18 protein-coding genes are annotated in these 17526 nt (G+C 38.6%); 12 read left to right on the plus strand and 6 right to left on the minus strand.

The features are described from left to right. The first annotated feature begins 86 nt into the window (after positions 1 to 86). From J4760_RS12090 to J4760_RS12130, 9 genes are all read left to right on the plus strand, one after another. Complete coding sequence (locus J4760_RS12090) at positions 87 to 485, plus strand: NUDIX domain-containing protein (protein ID WP_237605876.1); 399 nt, start codon at positions 87 to 89, stop codon at positions 483 to 485. A 68-nt stretch (positions 486 to 553) separates the two neighbouring features. After that, the gene (locus tag J4760_RS12095) at positions 554 to 1048 is read left to right on the plus strand and encodes a GNAT family N-acetyltransferase (RefSeq protein ID WP_237605877.1); all 495 of its coding nucleotides are present in this window, start codon (positions 554 to 556) and stop codon (positions 1046 to 1048) included. Positions 1049 to 1269: 221 nt separating this feature from the next. Continuing rightward, a complete protein-coding gene (locus J4760_RS12100; protein WP_237605878.1) occupies positions 1270 to 1638 on the plus strand; it encodes a GNAT family N-acetyltransferase in 369 nt (122 codons plus the stop codon). Continuing rightward, on the plus strand, positions 1639 to 2121 hold the full coding sequence (locus tag J4760_RS12105; RefSeq protein WP_237605879.1) for a GNAT family N-acetyltransferase: 483 nt from the start codon (positions 1639 to 1641) through the stop codon (positions 2119 to 2121). A gap of 65 nt (positions 2122 to 2186) precedes the next feature. Beyond that, positions 2187 to 2342, plus strand: coding sequence for a hypothetical protein (locus J4760_RS12110; RefSeq protein ID WP_237605880.1), 156 nt, complete (start codon positions 2187 to 2189; stop codon positions 2340 to 2342). Between the two features lie 253 nt (positions 2343 to 2595). Next, a complete protein-coding gene (locus tag J4760_RS12115) occupies positions 2596 to 3054 on the plus strand; it encodes a GNAT family N-acetyltransferase (RefSeq protein ID WP_237605881.1) in 459 nt (152 codons plus the stop codon). Between the two features lie 146 nt (positions 3055 to 3200). After that, positions 3201 to 3506 (plus strand): PadR family transcriptional regulator, encoded by a 306-nt coding sequence (locus J4760_RS12120; protein WP_237605882.1) that lies wholly within the window; start codon positions 3201 to 3203, stop codon positions 3504 to 3506. Next, entirely contained in the window at positions 3503 to 3949 is a 447-nt protein-coding gene (locus J4760_RS12125) for a hypothetical protein (protein ID WP_237605883.1), read from the plus strand. Before J4760_RS12120 ends, J4760_RS12125 begins: the two co-directional genes overlap by 4 nt. Before the next feature lie 264 nt (positions 3950 to 4213). Then, positions 4214 to 4957, plus strand: a complete 744-nt coding sequence (locus tag J4760_RS12130; RefSeq protein WP_237605884.1) for a glucose 1-dehydrogenase — start codon at positions 4214 to 4216, stop codon at positions 4955 to 4957. A 168-nt stretch (positions 4958 to 5125) separates the two neighbouring features. Here the strand turns inward: J4760_RS12130 and J4760_RS12135 are convergent, their stop codons facing one another. Both J4760_RS12135 and J4760_RS12140 read right to left on the minus strand, forming a co-directional pair. Then, positions 5126 to 6439 carry an McrC family protein gene (locus J4760_RS12135; RefSeq protein ID WP_237605885.1) on the minus strand — a complete coding sequence of 438 codons (1314 nt, stop codon included), beginning with the start codon at positions 6437 to 6439 and terminating at the stop codon, positions 5126 to 5128. Further along, the gene (locus tag J4760_RS12140; protein ID WP_237605886.1) at positions 6429 to 8651 is read right to left on the minus strand and encodes an McrB family protein; all 2223 of its coding nucleotides are present in this window, start codon (positions 8649 to 8651) and stop codon (positions 6429 to 6431) included. Before J4760_RS12140 ends, J4760_RS12135 begins: the two co-directional genes overlap by 11 nt. Before the next feature lie 360 nt (positions 8652 to 9011). Between J4760_RS12140 and J4760_RS12145 the strand changes: the two genes are divergently transcribed. Both J4760_RS12145 and J4760_RS12150 read left to right on the plus strand, forming a co-directional pair. Beyond that, entirely contained in the window at positions 9012 to 10517 is a 1506-nt protein-coding gene (locus J4760_RS12145) for an SIR2 family protein (protein WP_237605887.1), read from the plus strand. Positions 10518 to 10708: 191 nt separating this feature from the next. Further along, positions 10709 to 12202, plus strand: coding sequence for a protein kinase domain-containing protein (locus J4760_RS12150; protein WP_237605888.1), 1494 nt, complete (start codon positions 10709 to 10711; stop codon positions 12200 to 12202). 338 nt (positions 12203 to 12540) lie between these two features. Here the strand turns inward: J4760_RS12150 and purU are convergent, their stop codons facing one another. After that, positions 12541 to 13392, minus strand: coding sequence for a formyltetrahydrofolate deformylase (gene purU / locus J4760_RS12155; protein WP_237605889.1), 852 nt, complete (start codon positions 13390 to 13392; stop codon positions 12541 to 12543). 292 nt (positions 13393 to 13684) lie between these two features. On the opposite strand from purU, the gene J4760_RS12160 reads away from it, so the two are divergent. Then, a complete protein-coding gene (locus tag J4760_RS12160) occupies positions 13685 to 14095 on the plus strand; it encodes a GNAT family N-acetyltransferase (RefSeq protein ID WP_237605890.1) in 411 nt (136 codons plus the stop codon). Positions 14096 to 14232: 137 nt separating this feature from the next. On the opposite strand, the gene J4760_RS12165 is transcribed toward J4760_RS12160, so the two are convergent. The 3 genes from J4760_RS12165 to J4760_RS12175 form a co-directional block, all read right to left on the minus strand. Further along, a complete protein-coding gene (locus J4760_RS12165; RefSeq protein ID WP_237605891.1) occupies positions 14233 to 15099 on the minus strand; it encodes a DMT family transporter in 867 nt (288 codons plus the stop codon). Between the two features lie 263 nt (positions 15100 to 15362). Next, a complete protein-coding gene (locus J4760_RS12170) occupies positions 15363 to 16142 on the minus strand; it encodes a sulfite exporter TauE/SafE family protein (RefSeq protein WP_237605892.1) in 780 nt (259 codons plus the stop codon). Continuing rightward, the gene (locus tag J4760_RS12175; protein WP_237605893.1) at positions 16142 to 17503 is read right to left on the minus strand and encodes an MBL fold metallo-hydrolase; all 1362 of its coding nucleotides are present in this window, start codon (positions 17501 to 17503) and stop codon (positions 16142 to 16144) included. The genes J4760_RS12170 and J4760_RS12175 overlap by 1 nt, the downstream gene beginning before the upstream one ends. Between the last annotated feature and the right edge of the window lie 23 nt (positions 17504 to 17526).

Below are 17526 nucleotides of genomic sequence, written 5' to 3' on the forward strand. Positions count from 1 at the left end.
TATGATACAATTATATCAAAATAAAACTCAATTTTCAGAAATAATAATGCTGGATAATCAGCGCTGATGAGAAAGAGGTCCAAACAATGCGAAATAGGGGCTCAGTAATAATAGTGAAAGACGAGAATAAGGTTGCACTGATTAAAAGAATAAGAGATCAATCTGTTTATTACGTTTTTCCTGGCGGTGGAATAGAGGCCGGAGAGGAACCGGAAGAAGCGGCAAAAAGAGAAGCATTTGAAGAGTTGGGCGTAGATGTAAAGGTCGATAAATGTATATCAGAAATAGATTTTGACGGAACCCAGTTCTTTTTCCTAGCCCATATCATTAGTGGAACATTTGGTTCAGGACAAGGAGAAGAGTATATAGACGAAGAAAGAGATAGAGGAATATACATACCAGTATGGATGGATATCGATAGACTATCTTCCATTAATGTAATACCTAGAGAAGTCGCATTAGAGGTTAAAAGCCTATTTAAGTAGAAGAATATTTTTAAAGAAGTAAAGCGACTTAATGAATTGAAGGCAGACGATTGAGAGGAGCAGATATAATGCATATCAGAAAGTTGAAAGAGGAAGATGCAGAGCAGTTTCTCGAATTGAATAAGCAGCTCGATGATACAGGCTACATGCTCTATGATCCGGGAGAAAGGCAAACGAGTGTAGAAAACCAGCGTAAGGGAATTGCTCGCATGATTGACAATCCGTCCAATCATTTTCTTGTAGCTGTTGAAAACGAATCATTAATAGGATTCATTGCCGCTTTCAGAGGTAATCTTAACAGAAATAAGCATTCTGCCTATCTAGTGCTAGGTGTAGATAAGAATTATAGAGGCCGAGGGATTGCTTCCATGCTTTTTGAAGAAATATTCTTCTGGTCCAGGAATCATGGAATTACTAGGTTGGAGCTGACTGTAATCAAACACAATCAACCCGCTTTCAATCTTTACAGCAAAATGGGGTTCATCTTGGAAGGGGAGAAGATACATTCGCTAATGATAGAAGGAGAACCTGTCAACGAATACTATATGTACAAGTTGATGTAAGGTTAAGAATCATCATCATGCTAGGTTGAATTACATTGTTATCTAGCACTACAAAGGGGGGTGGGTCTATGAATGATCAAATTTCTTCCTGCAAGATATCACTTAGGTCAATACGGCTTTCAGATTTCAGGTATGTGATCGAGTGGAGTAAAGATCAGAAGTTCTGCTTGGCAAATGAATGAAATTTAAGTAGAAGTGAAGAAGAGATGCATGAATGGTAGATGGGTCAAATAAATAATAAGTCCAAGGACTTCACCAGAAAAGGTATAGAATTTGAAGGCAAACTAGTGGGATATGTCGATATGACAGCCATAGAGAAAGATACAGTTGAATTAGGAATTGCGATAGGTGAGAGCGATCTGTGGGGAAAAGGGATTGGAACGAAAGCTCTGCTACATACAATAGAAAATGTCTCTAGAAGTCTAGGAATAACGACTTTCCAAGCTGAAACACAGGAGGAAAATGTCCGTTCAAGAGGTATGCTGAAAAAACTTGGTTTTAAAGAGATACAAAGCGTAGTCATAGAAAATCATATTGGAACCAATGATCGAATAATACAATACGAATTAACGTTATCAGGAGGAGTTTGAGTGTTACTTTTAAAACAATTGAACAGGGAGAAGGGTTCTGATCTCTTTTACAATCTTATAATGAGGAATACAGATCACTTCAGCGACTATGTAAACAGGATTCCGTCCCTCAGTGAAGTTGAAGAGGAGTTCCTATTGGATGTACCACCGGGTGTAAATATCGAAAATAAAGAAGTGTATGGCATCCATAAAGAACAGAACCTCATCGGGTTTCTGGATATCCTATTCAATTACCCGGATACTTCCACTTGTATGATAGGCTATCTGGTTGTCGATCAGGATTATAGGAAGCAAGGTATCGGACAGCAAGTATATGACCAAGCTGTTGCTTATGTAAAAGACAGAGGCATACAGAAAATTCGGCTCAGTGTTATTAAAGATAATGAACCCGCTATAAAGATGTGGGAAAAGCAGGGATTTGAAACAATAGATGAAGAAACAACAGAATACGGCCAGCAGTTGATGATGGAGCTTCAGTTGTAAATTTGCCTTGACAATATCAAGTAATATTACACAATAATGATTAGACTTCAAAGGGGAGAAAGAGTATGGAGCTCGTTATAATACTGATTGCAATTGGACTCGGATTCTTTATTTACAGACGGTTGAGGGGTTATAGACAGGGACAGATTATTCTAGAAATGGATGACCGATATAGTGACCAGACCAAATATGTGGAAGCAGTGCAGCGTGAACTTACTTAAGAAGGAAGACAAGTGCAGTATCAAGGAGATGGGAGGTTTCTAATCGATAGACACACTTTTGTTTTGATGGAGCATAATGTCTCCATAGGTCCAGGGATTGTGCAAAGAACAATTTTGACGCCTGAGAAGTAATATTATGTATATGTACATGAAGAACTCAAAATATATCACTTGAAGTAACAGCATCGAATCAAGTTTCAAAAAAACTACTATTTCTACGCAAATATTTAGAAATTCAAACAGGAGATAAAAGATGATTGAAATATCGATTAGAGACATAAACACGGATAACCTTGCTCGTGTGAAAAGAATACGAATAAAGGAGAATCAGGAGAATTTCATAGAAACAGTAGATGAGTGTCTGGCAGAGGCGGAGATTCATAAAGAATGGTGTCCAGTGTCAATTTATGCAGGGGAAGGTATAGTCGGTTTTGCCATGTATGGCGCTTTTGGTAAAAATCCAGATGTATGGATAGATAGAATTATTATAGATGCAAGCCATCAAGGGAAGGGGTATGGAACAGCGGCCATGCAACAACTGATGGAAATTGTCATGGATAAATACAGTGTGCGAACAGTTTATCTCAGCTTTACATCAGGTAACCATGTTGCTCAGAAAATATATGAAAAGTTGGGTTTCAGATTCACAGAAGAATATGATCCAGCGGGAGAATTAATATATAGATACGAAGCTACGGCAGAGAATATATAGCAGGATAAAACTTGATACATCAAGCATTGATGTGCTTACGATGAGTACTATCATTAGTATTTGTTTGACATGACTTCTAGCATACTTTATTATTACGTTATACGATATATCACTAAAAGTAATAAATGAAAGGAAGGAGTGAAAAGATGGGTAAGAAAAGTAGATTTTCCGAACCTTCGTTATTGATATTAATTAGCCTTGCCGAAAAAAATCGTCATGGTTATGCAATCATGGAGGATATCGAAGAAAATTATGATTTTAAAATAGGACCAGGCACATTATACGGAGCAATTTCACGTTTAGAAAAAGCAGGATATATAAGTGTTCTTGAATCAGAAGACCGCAAAAAACCTTACAAAATGACAGAAGCAGGGCAAGTATATCTGACTGAGCAAATTAGAGAAATGCAGAAAGTTACTTCACTTGGTATGACGAGGCTTGGTTTGATATGAAGTGGTATATATACTTGTACCCAAAAAGGTGGAGGGAAAGATACGGCAATGAATTGATTACAGTATTAAAGCAAACGGGCATGTCATCAAGAATAATGTTTGATCTACTTTTAGGCATAATCGATGCTTGGCACATCGAGCTGAGTGAGAGAAAGATACTTGGATTTCGCATGAGCCAAGTACTGGTTTTAATCAGCTTGTTTAATGTTTTGGTTATTACGAGATTGATATCATTAGTGGGGGTTTTTATATTGGGACAGATTGCGTTGATAATTGCCATGTTATCCTTTTTATTAGCGATGATTCTCTTAGTTGCGAACATGTTTAAAGTTGGAATCATACCAGCCTTTTCAATGAAAAACAGACTAGCTAAAATGTCAGTTGGTTTAATGGGATCTTATGCAGTGTTCTTTATAGTGTTTCTAGTGCTGACAAATTCATAAACCATTCCTAGCCATACGTTCTAATATGCTCTCTTCAAAGTAGACACTGGAAAAGTGAAAACTTAGGAGGGAGTATTTCTTTGGAAAAAAGAAAGGTTTCAGTTTTGTTTAATCGTCGCTTCTAACATGAAAAATACTATTTAATAGCATCAGGTATACAAATATTTTAAGAATGAATGCGGTTACATTGAATGTGTACTTTTACTTAGTTATACTAAAAATGTAAGTTAGTATGCCAATCGACTATTTAAAGGGGATGTTTTAATGTCAAGGTTAGAAGGTAAAGTTGCAGTCATTACAGGTGGAGCCGGAGGTATGGGGAAAGTACACGCAAAGCTGTTTATTAACGAAGGGGCCAAAGTTGTCATTGCGGATTTAGGTTCGTCTGAAGGGAAAAAGACTGCTGAGGAACTAGGGGACCAGGCGACTTTTGTTGAATTGGATGTTACAGATGAAAAAAATTGGACGAGATTGGTTGAAGAAACGGAGAGTACATTCGGACCGATCAATATACTGGTCAATAATGCGGGGATAGTAGTATCTAAATCGATTGAAAATACATCTTTAGAAGATTTCCGCAAAACGACGATGATCAATCAGGACGGCGTATTTCTAGGCATGAAGCATGTATTCTCATCGATGAAAAAAGCAGAGAGTGGATCGATTGTTAATATCTCTTCCATTTCAGGCATGGTAGGAAACAATAATAACAGTGCGTATGTTGCATCAAAGTTTGCGGTCAGAGGTTTGACAAAAGCTGCTGCAGTAGAGTTTGCACCTCATAATATACGCGTAAACTCGGTGCATCCTGGAACAATCCGCACGCCAATGACAGAACAAGAAGATGTGCAGGAGATAGTAAGAGAGATGGAGAAGCAGATTCCTCTCAAACGTATCGCCGAACCGAAAGAAATATCAAACCTTGTATTATATCTTGCTTCTGACGAGTCGAGCTATTCTACAGGTACAGAATTCGTAGCAGATGGTGGTTTAATACAGCAGGCTTAGGTTTGCATCGAATTTATTATTCTCAGAAAGACAATCGAGATGATAGAAATTAAAGTAAATAGAGAACGATGAAGACGATGATTCTGTCAATAAGGTCACCGTCTTCTTTTTCATTTAGAAAAGCATTGAAATGTCGTTACATCATCAATAATTATATTTTCTAGATGGTCATATCATTCTCCTCTTTAATTCTACCTTTTCCTCAAGCATCAGCTTTTCGAATGCAGTAAAATCACTCTCCTGGCTGGGAATACCGATACCGAGCTTAATTACATTAACATTCGGGTCTCTTACACTTGTTTTATCTACGCCGCTTAATAATGATAATTTTTTGTTTCCTTCTTTACCCATGCTCTTTTGGAAAGGATATATGAAATATCCTTCAGCAGCTTCAAAGCGATGCATATAGGCGACAAGCTGCAGATAATCACGGCCACGTATATTATTTATGGGTTTATACTTGGCATCTGCAATTTTTCGGTTCAACCGTGCTCTGCTGATAAAATCCGGATAGATCAATCCATTGGCACCATTAAATAAATAGTGCCGGCCAATCCCTTTTGCATTTTGTGGGTGTAGGAACTGATCTCCAATGAGAGTATTGATATATTCCTCAAACAACCAGGCACCATCAAATAGAATGCCGTAAACTTCCGTGTTCGAGTCTTTATTGAAATAGTTCGATTCTGCTCTTAGTATTGCGATGCACAGTCTTTGTAATGCCTGGTATTCAAAGTAGTATCCATGTCTGATTGGTTTTCGGATGTTCCTATGGATTGTCTTTGCTACATTAATAGAATCAAAGTCCAATGAGTTTTCTTCTATGACATGGATGTTTTCCTTTGTAATATCATTCATATAAAGGATTCTTCTCAGGTTCTTTCTTCTCTTTATAAACTCTATAGTGTATCTGATCAGATGGATCACGTGGTTCTCATAGCTGAACTCCCGTGTGTTATATGCGACCTTGCCAAGAAAGGGTACATTCTTTTTAATATGTCTCTTGAAGTCGATGGCACCTTTGATATTGGTATCATTATATTTCTGTACTCTATATTCTTTATACAGACCTTTCTTCATTGCATTATTCAAGAATTTTGGGAACAACGGAATCAATAGCTCCAGGAAGCTGGTCTGATGTTCCATGTTCACTTCAGTATCAATTACGTTGATATTCAATACTTTCTTCAGCATATAATAGAAGAAATAGTCATTACCTGCATCAAATCTTGAGCCTATGAAGAGCCGTTCGTCTTTATAACCAATCACACCCATCACATTGGTGGTTCTGATTCCATCACTGTTTGCCATCATTACAAAATGTGGAGCATCCAAAGCGTCCACATCGCTTACTCTAGGTGGAAACAAGAACAGGTTGGTGGCCTCCAGATCTTCAAGATTCTTATTTGCTATTCTATCTATGAAATTCTGGCTGATGGTTACTTCAGGAGCGCCGGTCACAGTATTATCTCTAGTTTTCATCCTCATACTCCCGGTGCTTACCGTCATAAGCAACTTTAAGGTCTGAAAGTATCGTCACCTCATCGAAGAACCCGCGGACATATTCCTCGAGTAGTGGTTCCAGGTAATCCTGCCATAGCAGTTCATAATCATTATCGATGTCGCTCAGTTTCAGGAAATAGCTCGGACCGATATGGTAATGACTATTCAAACCTTCCACTTCCGATATCGCATTGTTCAATCTCAGCATGTGATTGACAGCATCCTCATAATCATCAACAGACGATTTGAGCATACCGATTTGACTCTCGGCAGTCACTTCTATGAATCTGAATCGACGACGCATTGCAAAGTCGAAACTCTCAACGCTGCGGTCGATATCATTCATGGTTCCAAAAATATATACATTCTCTGGTACATAGAAGACATCGTTTTCATCATCTATGGAAGCGTACTGTGTCTTGACGGCCCCGAGATGACCTCGATAGCCGGGATCAATGGCAAAGAACAACTCCCCGAAAATTTTGGAGATCTCCCCGCGGTTGATTTCATCGATAATGAAGACAAAAGCGCCTCCTTCGCTTTGAGCGGCTATCGCTCTGGATACGAATTTCTTAAAGATGCCCGGCACAATCTCGTAACGCATCTCATTGGTTTCTTCATCGATTGTTGGTCTGAACCCTTCCACAAAATCCGTATAGTCGTAGCTCGGGTGGAACTGGATGAATTCGATATTATCCTGATACTGCTCATCCAGATCATCAAAAGATCTAATTCTTCCGCCACTGGCAACTTCAGCAGCAATATTTCTTGCCAGATAAGTTTTCCCTGTACCCGGAGCACCTCTGAGAATGACATTTTTTGAAGAGACAAGTTTGCTCGCATACTCAGACAGCTCAGCATCTTCCAGACTAACTTCAATCATCTCTTCCAAACTACTATTCGTTTCATCCATCCTATTGGTTGAATGCCAAGCGTGAAAAGATAATTCAGGGAAGGTACTGTACTTAAAGTTTCTACTCTCCAATGATGCATGTGCAGCTTCTATAATATCCAGGTACGCCTCGCCTCCAGGCAATTTATTGATCACACCAAACTGATCAACAAATTCTGAAGTCATATTCTTGTCGGTTGAAATAAATGCTCTGTTTTTCGTATCCAGGTTGATGAACGCCTCAGGGCGGATCCAGTAGAGTCCCATGGTCAGATTCCACTTGATACCTCTTTGCAGAATGACAGTATTAAAGTTTTCGATGAAATCTTTTCTGCTCTCCTCAGAATGCAACTGTTCAAAGTCCAGTGCTGCGTTGAAAATGGCCCACAAGTTGTCTATGTCATGTTCTTCTCTGTCACCTATGAAGTAGTAGAATGTCGCTGCCATGTTATTGACGACAGGAATCCCGTCAAAGGTTTCAGGCACGGCTGCAATCACGGAAAACTCCTCTTTCAATCCCCTGATGATTTTGATCCGGTTCTCATCTGTGATGCCTTTATTGAACAGGGCAAAGATGGTAAAAGGGTCGATATCGATCACATTGCGGTCGCTTTCAAGTTTTGGAAGTTCCATCCCAATGGCGTTATATGTATTCTTAACCTTTTCAATCAGTGCACTTCTGTCATTAGAGTAGGGGCGCAATTTATCAGCAAACTCTTTATAAAAATCGACCCAGTCAAAATGCAGTTCGTTCTTCTTTTCTTGTTGCGACAATTCATATTCCTGAAATTGTTTTTCATTATAGAATTGCTTCTTCCAATAGTCATCACTTAAGAAAAAGCTGTAGTCCTGTTCATTATCATTGAGAGCAAATTCAATGAGGCGACTGCTGAAGTCACCTTCGTAATCCAGCATCCACATAGCAACTCTTGAAGTATAGAAATACCATTCCTTCATTCTTGTCCGGTAGTCATTGATCCAGTCAACCTTGATGGTATGTCCGTCTCCAGGGTTCTGTTTAATCACTCCAACTGCTTTTATCCTCATGACAGATGCAGATTTATTGTTAGGGTTTGAAAACGGCAGGTTATTTTTACGAGTGTAAGTGGACTTGAGAACAATATAGTCTCCCTCACTCATTTGATCATAGTATAAGCGCATCAACTGATACTGTTCATCATCTTCCTTGCCTTCCCATCCAAGACGCCACTCATTGCCATCCATAAAATCATTGGTATAATCCATTCCTTCAATCGTTGTTCCTACGAAGAAAAACTTTTTATCTTTATAGTTGCTCATTGAAATTCAAAGCCCCTTTGCCAAATTATCATTTAATTCATAATATCATATCGTGAATTATTCTATACAATCCTATTACGGGCCGCTATTCTTTTATCTGGCTGTATTAAATTCATTCAGCATGTTCTTATTTAAAGGGTGTCTGTAGTATAATGGAAGCAACTTCCAATAGATTAAGAATGAATAAAGCTTTATTTACTAATTGTAATGACTCAAGCATTTGATTAGCTAATAATAACAGGACCTATAAAAAGGGATGAGCGATTACTAAATCTGTTCTTATAAAGGAGTATCTTTATATTAAGAATATAACTTGATTTAATTAGAAAACGTTAATCTATTTCAGAAAGAGGGATACTATTGCAAATTAAAGATTTTGTTAAAGGTTTTAATAATCATCCTGTAATGTTTGTAGGAACAGGATTTAGTTTAAGATATTTAGAAAATTCATTTACATGGGACGGTTTGCTTTCTCATATTGCACAAGAGATTAAAGGATCAGAGGAGTATTATTTAGATTTAAAATACAATAGCACTAAGAATGGGAAAGTAAATTTTGATAAAATTGCCAGTAGTTTAGAAAGTGATTTTCAAGAAGCTTTAAAAAAAGATAGAGTAGGGAAATTTAAAGATATAAATGATGAGTTTTACGACAATCTGAAGAATGGGAAGCAAATTAGCCGATTCAAACTGTATATCTCAAAGATCTTATCAGAATACAAAATTAAAGATGAGAAACAAAAAGAAATAGCAGAGCTTAAAAAAGTCAGAAAAAATATTGGATCAATAATTACTACAAACTATGATACGTTTTTAGAAGACGTATTTGAGTTTGCTCCGTTAATTGGTAATGAAATCCTTTTAAGTAATCCTTATGGATCAACCTATAAAATACACGGCTGTATTACAGAGGCTGACAAAATTATTATTACTCAACAGGATTATAAAAAGTTCTATGACAAATATGAATTGATTAGAGCTCAACTGTTATCTTTGTTTATACATAACCCCATAATATTCTTGGGTTATAGTATAAATGATGAGAATATCAAAGAAATACTGCAGACAATATTTACTTATGTAGATCCCAATACAGAAGAAGCTGAAAAAATTCGAAGGAATTTTCTGTTAGTAGAGTACAATCAAGACTCCTCTAGTACTGAGGTCACCGATCATGATATAGATATGCAAGGTTTTTCAACAATTAGAATAAATAAAATAAAGACAGATAATTTTATGGAACTATACAAAAATTTATCGAAACTGTCTTTGCCGGTTTCCGCTATGGACGTAAGAAAAGTACAAAATGTAGTCAGAGAAATTTATTCAGGTGGTAATCTTCAGGTCAGTATTACTGAAGATATAGATTCATTAGAAAATGACGAAAAAGTGTTAGCTATAGGTTCTTATAGGACGATTAAATACGAATTTCAAACATCATCTGAAATGATGGAAAATTACTTTAGCATTATAGACGAATCTAATGACCAGTTATTGAAGTTAATTGATAAACATAGAATACAAAAAAACCAATATTTTCCCATATATGGTTTTAATAAAATTCAGCCTAATTTAGATAAGATTGATAAGCTTAAAGAAATACAAAATGAGAAAATAGATAGTATATTTAGTGGATTATCAGACTTTGGTAAGGAACATCACTCTATTAAAGCAATAGAAGATGATATATCAATACCTAGGACAAAAAAAATACTAGCTATCGCTCTAGCTTTAAAAATGGACAGAATATCTTTAGATGAAACTGAAGAATATCTTAGAAATTTTGGGGATAAAAAGACTACTGATTACAGGAAAATATTATGTCTATATGATTATAAGAAATATAGAGATAGTAAACTATCGTAAAAAATATTGAAATTGAAATTAGCTAATTATAATGAAATTCTGGATTGAGATTATCACTATTACATTGCGAAATGTATAAGTTAAAGTAGACTTAAACATCATGGTAGTAAATGAAGTTAACATGTTTGCTTAGAGAGTGTTGACCAAAAAGCATTGAAAATCAATAAAAATATTTAGATATAGGAGTAGTTATGAAACAAAAAATACAAAAGTATGTAAAAGATAATAAAGTACTAAATCTTCAGTTAGGAAGTTTTGAAATTGATAAATCTCTTGGAGAAGGTGGTAACGCACTAGTCTACTCAGGAAAGTTAGAAGGTGTAGAAGTAGCTATAAGGATACTTGGAAATTTAAATGAGACAAGTAAAAAGAATAGGTTTAAAGCTGAGTATCTTAATATTAAATTGGTAGGTTCAAATTCTTATCTAATCGATTACTTGGATTATGATTTATTAGACATCGACGGTGAATTATATCCTGTAATATTGATGAAAAAGTATGATAAATCGTTGAAACATCACAGTATTTCTGACTTGGAAGAATTAAAATATTTTTTTTCTTTTTTGTTAGATAGTGTAGAATTTTTACATGATAATGAAATCTTACATAGAGATCTGAAGCCAGAAAATATATTAGTCAAGGATAGCAATTTTTATATTAGTGATTTTGGTATATCACATTATAATAATAGTGTAAATTACGTTAACTTTCATAAAACTAGAAAAGGAGAACGCTTAGCTAACTATGATTTTTCAGCTCCTGAATGTTATAGAAAAGAAGTGATTCCTTCAAAATCAATGGATATATACTCTGTAGGACAAATTTTACAGTATATTTTGACAGGGGCAACGCATAAAGGGACTAACAGGGAAAGAGTTTCTGACACTAAGCTAGGGAATTATGACTATAACTATATGAATCTATTAGATTCAGTAATTGATAAATGTATCATCAACAATCCTAAGAAAAGATTTCAAACCATCAGTGAAATAAGGGACTTTATAGATGATTGGTATCAAAATCAAAAAGACCCGGATCCGTTTGAAGAAATGGGAAAACTACATGATTCTATTTTAGACGTAGTTCCCGAATCTTATGGACAAGTTATACAAGTAGATGAATTTGAAGTGGTCACAGCAATTATTGACGAAGTTAACAAAAAAAAATTCTCTACAAATTCTCTTTGGTATACTCTAGGCATAAGCAATTCTGATATAGAAAAGCTAAGTTACCAAGGCGAACGACAAATACTAATCAACCATTATGAGTTATTTTTCAAATCTGCTTGGGTATATACAGATCACCGGCATTATTTAGACTTATTTATATTAGAGGTTGAAAATAACTTAGATGATATCATACCTTTTCAAGTCGAAGGAGAAGAGTTTTATGACGCATATATAATAGATGAAAGAACTATAATTGATGCAAGTAAAGAAAAATCTGGAAGGTTTAGATATAAGGGGGAAGTGTATAATTTAAACGATTACTCTTATATACACGTGGATAGATTTAGTAGAGGGAAATATTATTTTATTTCATTATTACATTCAAACGTTATGCATAGTAAGAGCGACATGATTATCGATCAACTTCAACAAGAAACTATCACTCAGGAGAAAATATATCATTTTCTGAAAAACATTAGTACTAATCACTCTTCTAGTATTGAACACTTTTTATAAGCATATAGAATTAAATAGATACGCCATAAAGATAGAGATATACAACTCTATAATATCAGGTCAATTTTTAACAGCTTATATTGCGTTCAGACAATCAGTTTATTGTAAAAGTTTTTGATTATATTCAGCTTGTGTGTATAGCTCCTTTCATCAAATAGCAAAGGTAAAAATTATGACTTAGTGGAACGAAGTAGCAGAATTGTACAGTTTAAATGCTCTAAGCAATCCTCTGCAGATTTATTTCTTTGACCATAGAAAGACCCCTTCAAAGTTTTTTCCTTTTCAAGTGTCTACTTTGAAGGGAACATACCATTATCTATTATTCGGGTTATTTTTCATCAATCAAAAACAATCGTTTTATCACCATGGTTCACAATGACTTTATGAAGTACATGATACTCAACTGCTTGTGCCAATACAGTAGCTTCTACATGACGGCCAATCTTCTTCAGGCTCTTTACGTCATACCTGTGGTTGACGCGGATGACATTCTGTTCGATGATGGGTCCTTCATCAAGGTCTGCAGTGACGTAGTGGCTGGTTGCACCGACGAACTTGACGCCGCGTTTCCATGCTTGCTTATATGGGTTTGCGCCGATGAATGAGGGCAGGAACGAATGGTGTATATTGATGATTCTATCTTTGTAGTGATTGACAAAGTTATCAGATAGAATCTGCATATACTTGGCCAGAACAATCAGGTCGACTTCATGGTCGTCACAGATTGCGAGCATTTTCTCTTCGACTTTTTCCTTAGGTTCATTGCTTGGCAGGTAATAGAACGGCACACCGAGACTTTCAGCAAAGTGACGATTGTCCTCATGGTTCCCTATAGCACAGACGATTTCTGCTGGGATCTCGCCACGTTCGACTCTGAGCAGTATTTCATTGAACGCATGGTCTTCTTTTGAAACAAACAGTGCAATCTTTGTATTTACAGCACTATCAAACAGTTCGAAATCGATATTCTTCTGTTCAAGTTCACTCTCCAGAGCAGCCTTCAGGCCATCCACTTTCTCAAACTCGAACCTCAAATACAATTGACCTTCATCAGAGTGGTCGTAATCATACTCCGTGAAATGATCGAGGTGCAATATATTGGAACCGTGCTTTGAGATGATTCCGGTAATCAGGTTGGTGATGCCAACCTGGTCCTTGCAGCTTGCCAATAGAATATACTTATCTTTCATATGCCTGTCTCCTTGTCTATGTATACTTGCAGCTAGTTTCATTTCTTTTGATTCATAAATTGCGATTATCTCATCCATTGATATGGCGTATTCGATAAATGTATATAATGAGTAGCATACTAAAAATTCAAATAACTATGCAAGCAAAATGTGAAAGTAGGGTTAGGAAAGTTAGTGCGGGATGACATTCAATGGAGTTATAGAGATTTGCTGGTCTATCACCTTCGGTGCAGGAAGAAAATAAAGCCCGGGAGGATGGCAGAATCGCTACATCTCCTTGGCTTTTAATTCTATGATTTTGATTGCTACATTGGCGGACTTTGAACAGCCTATTGATGCTTCCGACACTCAGTTCACTGTAAGCGGCTTCGATGAGGCTGCGCTTGTATGCACTGCTGCTTTCATCCAATCACAAGGGGCAAAGTCGAAGCATAAAGGCAGTCTGGTCGCGATGTACTGTAAAAGTGATTACAGAGGCACGGGTATTGCCAAAGAGGTGGTGCGCCATCTGATCGATCGGGTGAAAGGAATGGATGGGGTAAAGGTTATCAATCTCTCAGTAGTCACTGAAAACATCAGAGCTGCTGCATTCTTCGAGTCATTCGACTTTAAAGTGTATGGCACAGAGCCGAAAGCGATGTTCGATGGTGACAGGTATTACGATGAGCATCTGATGACATTGGATCTGAAGGCTTCTGGTTAACTTATAAGACAAATTTAAAAGCATGTTTTCTGTAGAATGACAGGAAACATGCTTTTTAGAAATCTGTCTGATTGAATGGTCCTTTTCGAATTCGCTACGAATAGATAGGATTTCCTTATGCCATTATCCAACAGCCATCAAGCCTGTTTAGCACTCAGCACCGTGATGGTCACAAGTATGATTCCCATGCCGAGAATCTGAACGAAACCGAGGCCATCACCAAGAATAACCACCCCAAAAAGGGATGCGGTCACCGGTTCCACCATTGCGACCATGGAAGCGGTCGTTGGGCGGGTCCGGCGGACACCAATGACATAGATGATGAATGATACACCTGCACCTACTGCTCCGAGCAGCAGGAACCACCATATGTCTTCAGATGTCAGCACACTGAATGCTTCATCCATATCGATGAACCATATAAGAATGAGACATAATACCAGGAAAGCGACAGTCAGTATCATCTGTGGTCTACCGATGTCGGAAGCATTCTTGAAACCGAAAATGAACAGTGCATATGACAGGCCTGCAGCGAGACCTGCAATCACACCGAATATGCCGGTCGATAGGGCTTCCGGGTCATAGGCACCTGTAAGTAGGACGATACCGATAATTACAGAGCATACGCATAACCATTTAAACCATGTTGATTGTTCTATTCTGAATAGAAACGAAATCAGGAGAACGAATATCGGCGCCGTATACATCAGAGTCGCTGCAACAGCAACGCTCGATTCCTGTATGCTCAGAAAATAGAAGGTGAAGTTTCCCGCCACCCCAATGCCGCCAAGCAGCGACCAGAGATAAAAGCGTGGTGAAGTGCTCCAGTTCTGTTTGAAGCGGGTGATGAACCATACGAAGAAGAATACGAATCCGACTGCCCCGCGATAGAATGAAATGATAAGCGGATCCCACCCTTTGCCCATCAATATATCTGCAATGCCACCGCTGATCCCCCAGAAAATGGCAGCCAGTATGACAAGCAAGATTCCAGTGGATTTCATGATATTACTTCCTCCTAGATCCAATATAGGGCAGGATGGTGGATGATCTGAGCGACAACTTTAGCTTGTCTGGAAATATCCTCTGACTGACGCTCTCGTTACATTGTTCCCGAGTGGGCGACGTATTACACTCTTTCTGCATATAAAAGAGAGAACCGCCACTTGTGTGACGATTCTTAAGACTTTGCGTATCTTTGCCCTGATCGCTGTAACAAACTTCAATCGAAGATCGACAGGCACTTTTTAATTGATGAAAGTTAAATTTAGAAAAAGATTTCCACCCATATCTTCAAGGAAGTTCCGAGAATGAGCAGGGCCAGAATCCATTGAAGTATTTTAACATTCATCTTCTGCCCCACTTTTGCACCGATCGGTGCTGCGATGAGGCTCGCAACTATCATGATGGCTGCAGGCCCATAGAGCACCTGATCGGTGACAACTTTACCAATCGTAGTACCGACGGAGGAAATGAAAGTGACGGCGAGACTTGTGGCGATGGTTACCCGGGTGGGTATTTTAAGCACGACAAGCATGATCGGTACGAGGATGAATGCACCCGCAGCACCGACGATGCCGGCCGCTGCACCAGTTATGAACGAAAGTGCTGCTGCCAGAAGTCCATTGAAATCAAGGGTATCATCGGGATTGAATGGCACTTCCTTTTTTGGCAGAAACATCATGACGACAGCAATGGTGGCAAGTACCGCATAGATGATGTCTATCTGGGTCTCTGTAAGGAATTCTGAACCATATCCCCCGAGAAGACTGCCGATCAGGATGGCGCTCCCCATATACAGGATCAACCTCATATTCAAGTAGCCGCTGCTTTTATATGCCCATACGCCAGCGATGGTGGCAAAAACGACCTGGACGGCGCTGATACCGGCGACTTCATGAGAGGTGAATGCGGCAATACCGAGCATGGAAGGAATATAGAGCAGCATCGGATACTTGATGATGGAGCCACCGATACCTACCATCCCCGAGATGAAGGAACCGATGAATCCGATCAGAAATATGACGATTATAAATGAAGTGTCCATTACTTCATCGCTTCTTTAATGCCGCCATAGCCTTTTTCTATATTGACGACATTATCGAAGCCGCGTGCTTTAAGTGCACTCATTGCGATGGCTGAGCGCACACCGGACTGGCAGTGGACATAGATTGTATCGTCTGTGCTGAATGGCACTTCTTTTTCATCGAGATGTCCAAAGTGGACATGATGCGCATTATCAAGGTTGCCTTCCTTGTACTCGGCAGTGGAGCGGACGTCCAGAACATGCTTGTCTTCGTAGTTCTTGACGAAGTCTTCAGGAATGACATTTTCATAGGAATCATCGAAGTACTTGTCTGCTTTGTCTTCAGGAACGATCAATTCAAGGTTGTCGAAACCGATGGACGCAAGGTCTTCCTGGAGTGTTCTGCTATCTTCAGGGTCTGCAATGACTGTCATCGGTTGATCATAATCCACATACCATCCGGCAAACTGAAGGAATTTATCATTGTATGGGATGTTGATGGCGCCTTTTTTGAACCCTTTTTTGAATGCTTCCTTGCTTCTGAGGTCGAACAGCTGCCCTGGAAGCGTATCAAATGTTCCCACTTCGACTGTCTTCACCTTGAATTCGGGCAGCCCTTCCTTATTGACCTTCTTCATCTGTGCAAAGTAGCTTGGCGGCTCTGGCTGGTCACTGGTCAGTTCTTTGATGAAGGCATCTTTGTCTTCGTATTCGAACACCCAGTTGTTTTTGCGTTCGTACCCAAGAGTGGACAGTGGCACTGCACCGAGGGATTTACCGCATGCACTGCCGGCGCCATGTCCCGGCCATACTTGCATGAAGTCAGGGTAGTCATTCATTTTCTTGAGGGAATCGAACATTGCGTTGGCACCTTCTTCAGTTGTGCCTTCCATTTTTGCCGCCTCTTCAAGCAGATCTGGGCGGCCGATATCGCCAACGAATATGAAGTCCCCAGTGAAGATGCCCATCGGTTCATCACTGCCGCCTCCACGGTCGGTCAGAACGAAAGAAATACTCTCAGGTGTATGACCGGGTGTGTGGATGACTTTCAATTCGACATTGCCGACATGGATGGTGTCGCCGTCTTTCAGGTAGACGGTAGCTTCCGGCATATTTTCGTATTTCCAGTTCTCGTCGCCTTCGTCAGATACATAAGCTGTTGCATTGAAGCGTTTTGCAGCATCACGCAGTCCGGAAGCGAAGTCCGCGTGGATGTGTGTTTCCGTCACCTGGGTAATGTTGAAGCCTTCATCTTTTGCGACTGCCTCATATTCATCAATCACACGCTTTGGATCGATGATGATTGCTTCCTTTGTCTTCTGGCAAGCGACCATATAGGATGTCTGTGCCAGTTTTTTATCGAAGAATTGTTTAAAGAACATTGGTATACACTCCTTGAAATTTT

Origin of the sequence: Salinicoccus sp. ID82-1, from assembly GCF_021991715.1 — a bacterium.
In the GTDB taxonomy this organism is placed as follows: Bacteria; Bacillota; Bacilli; order Staphylococcales; family Salinicoccaceae; genus Salinicoccus; species Salinicoccus cyprini.

What these genes read in the sequence shown, in the direction of transcription:
- J4760_RS12090 (WP_237605876.1), top strand. Translation starts at nt 87, where the DNA reads ATGCGAAATAGGGGCTCAGTAATAATAGTGAAAGACGAGAATAAGGTT.
- J4760_RS12140 (WP_237605886.1), bottom strand. Translation starts at nt 8,651, where the DNA reads ATGAGCAACTATAAAGATAAAAAGTTTTTCTTCGTAGGAACAACGATT.
- J4760_RS12095 (WP_237605877.1), top strand. Translation starts at nt 554, where the DNA reads ATGCATATCAGAAAGTTGAAAGAGGAAGATGCAGAGCAGTTTCTCGAA.
- J4760_RS12120 (WP_237605882.1), top strand. Translation starts at nt 3,201, where the DNA reads ATGGGTAAGAAAAGTAGATTTTCCGAACCTTCGTTATTGATATTAATT.
- J4760_RS12130 (WP_237605884.1), top strand. Translation starts at nt 4,214, where the DNA reads ATGTCAAGGTTAGAAGGTAAAGTTGCAGTCATTACAGGTGGAGCCGGA.
- J4760_RS12125 (WP_237605883.1), top strand. Translation starts at nt 3,503, where the DNA reads ATGAAGTGGTATATATACTTGTACCCAAAAAGGTGGAGGGAAAGATAC.
- J4760_RS12175 (WP_237605893.1), bottom strand. Translation starts at nt 17,503, where the DNA reads ATGTTCTTTAAACAATTCTTCGATAAAAAACTGGCACAGACATCCTAT.
- J4760_RS12150 (WP_237605888.1), top strand. Translation starts at nt 10,709, where the DNA reads ATGAAACAAAAAATACAAAAGTATGTAAAAGATAATAAAGTACTAAAT.
- J4760_RS12100 (WP_237605878.1), top strand. Translation starts at nt 1,270, where the DNA reads ATGGGTCAAATAAATAATAAGTCCAAGGACTTCACCAGAAAAGGTATA.
- purU (WP_237605889.1), bottom strand. Translation starts at nt 13,392, where the DNA reads ATGAAAGATAAGTATATTCTATTGGCAAGCTGCAAGGACCAGGTTGGC.
- J4760_RS12170 (WP_237605892.1), bottom strand. Translation starts at nt 16,142, where the DNA reads ATGGACACTTCATTTATAATCGTCATATTTCTGATCGGATTCATCGGT.
- J4760_RS12160 (WP_237605890.1), top strand. Translation starts at nt 13,685, where the DNA reads ATGATTTTGATTGCTACATTGGCGGACTTTGAACAGCCTATTGATGCT.
- J4760_RS12135 (WP_237605885.1), bottom strand. Translation starts at nt 6,439, where the DNA reads ATGAAAACTAGAGATAATACTGTGACCGGCGCTCCTGAAGTAACCATC.
- J4760_RS12165 (WP_237605891.1), bottom strand. Translation starts at nt 15,099, where the DNA reads ATGAAATCCACTGGAATCTTGCTTGTCATACTGGCTGCCATTTTCTGG.
- J4760_RS12115 (WP_237605881.1), top strand. Translation starts at nt 2,596, where the DNA reads ATGATTGAAATATCGATTAGAGACATAAACACGGATAACCTTGCTCGT.
- J4760_RS12110 (WP_237605880.1), top strand. Translation starts at nt 2,187, where the DNA reads ATGGAGCTCGTTATAATACTGATTGCAATTGGACTCGGATTCTTTATT.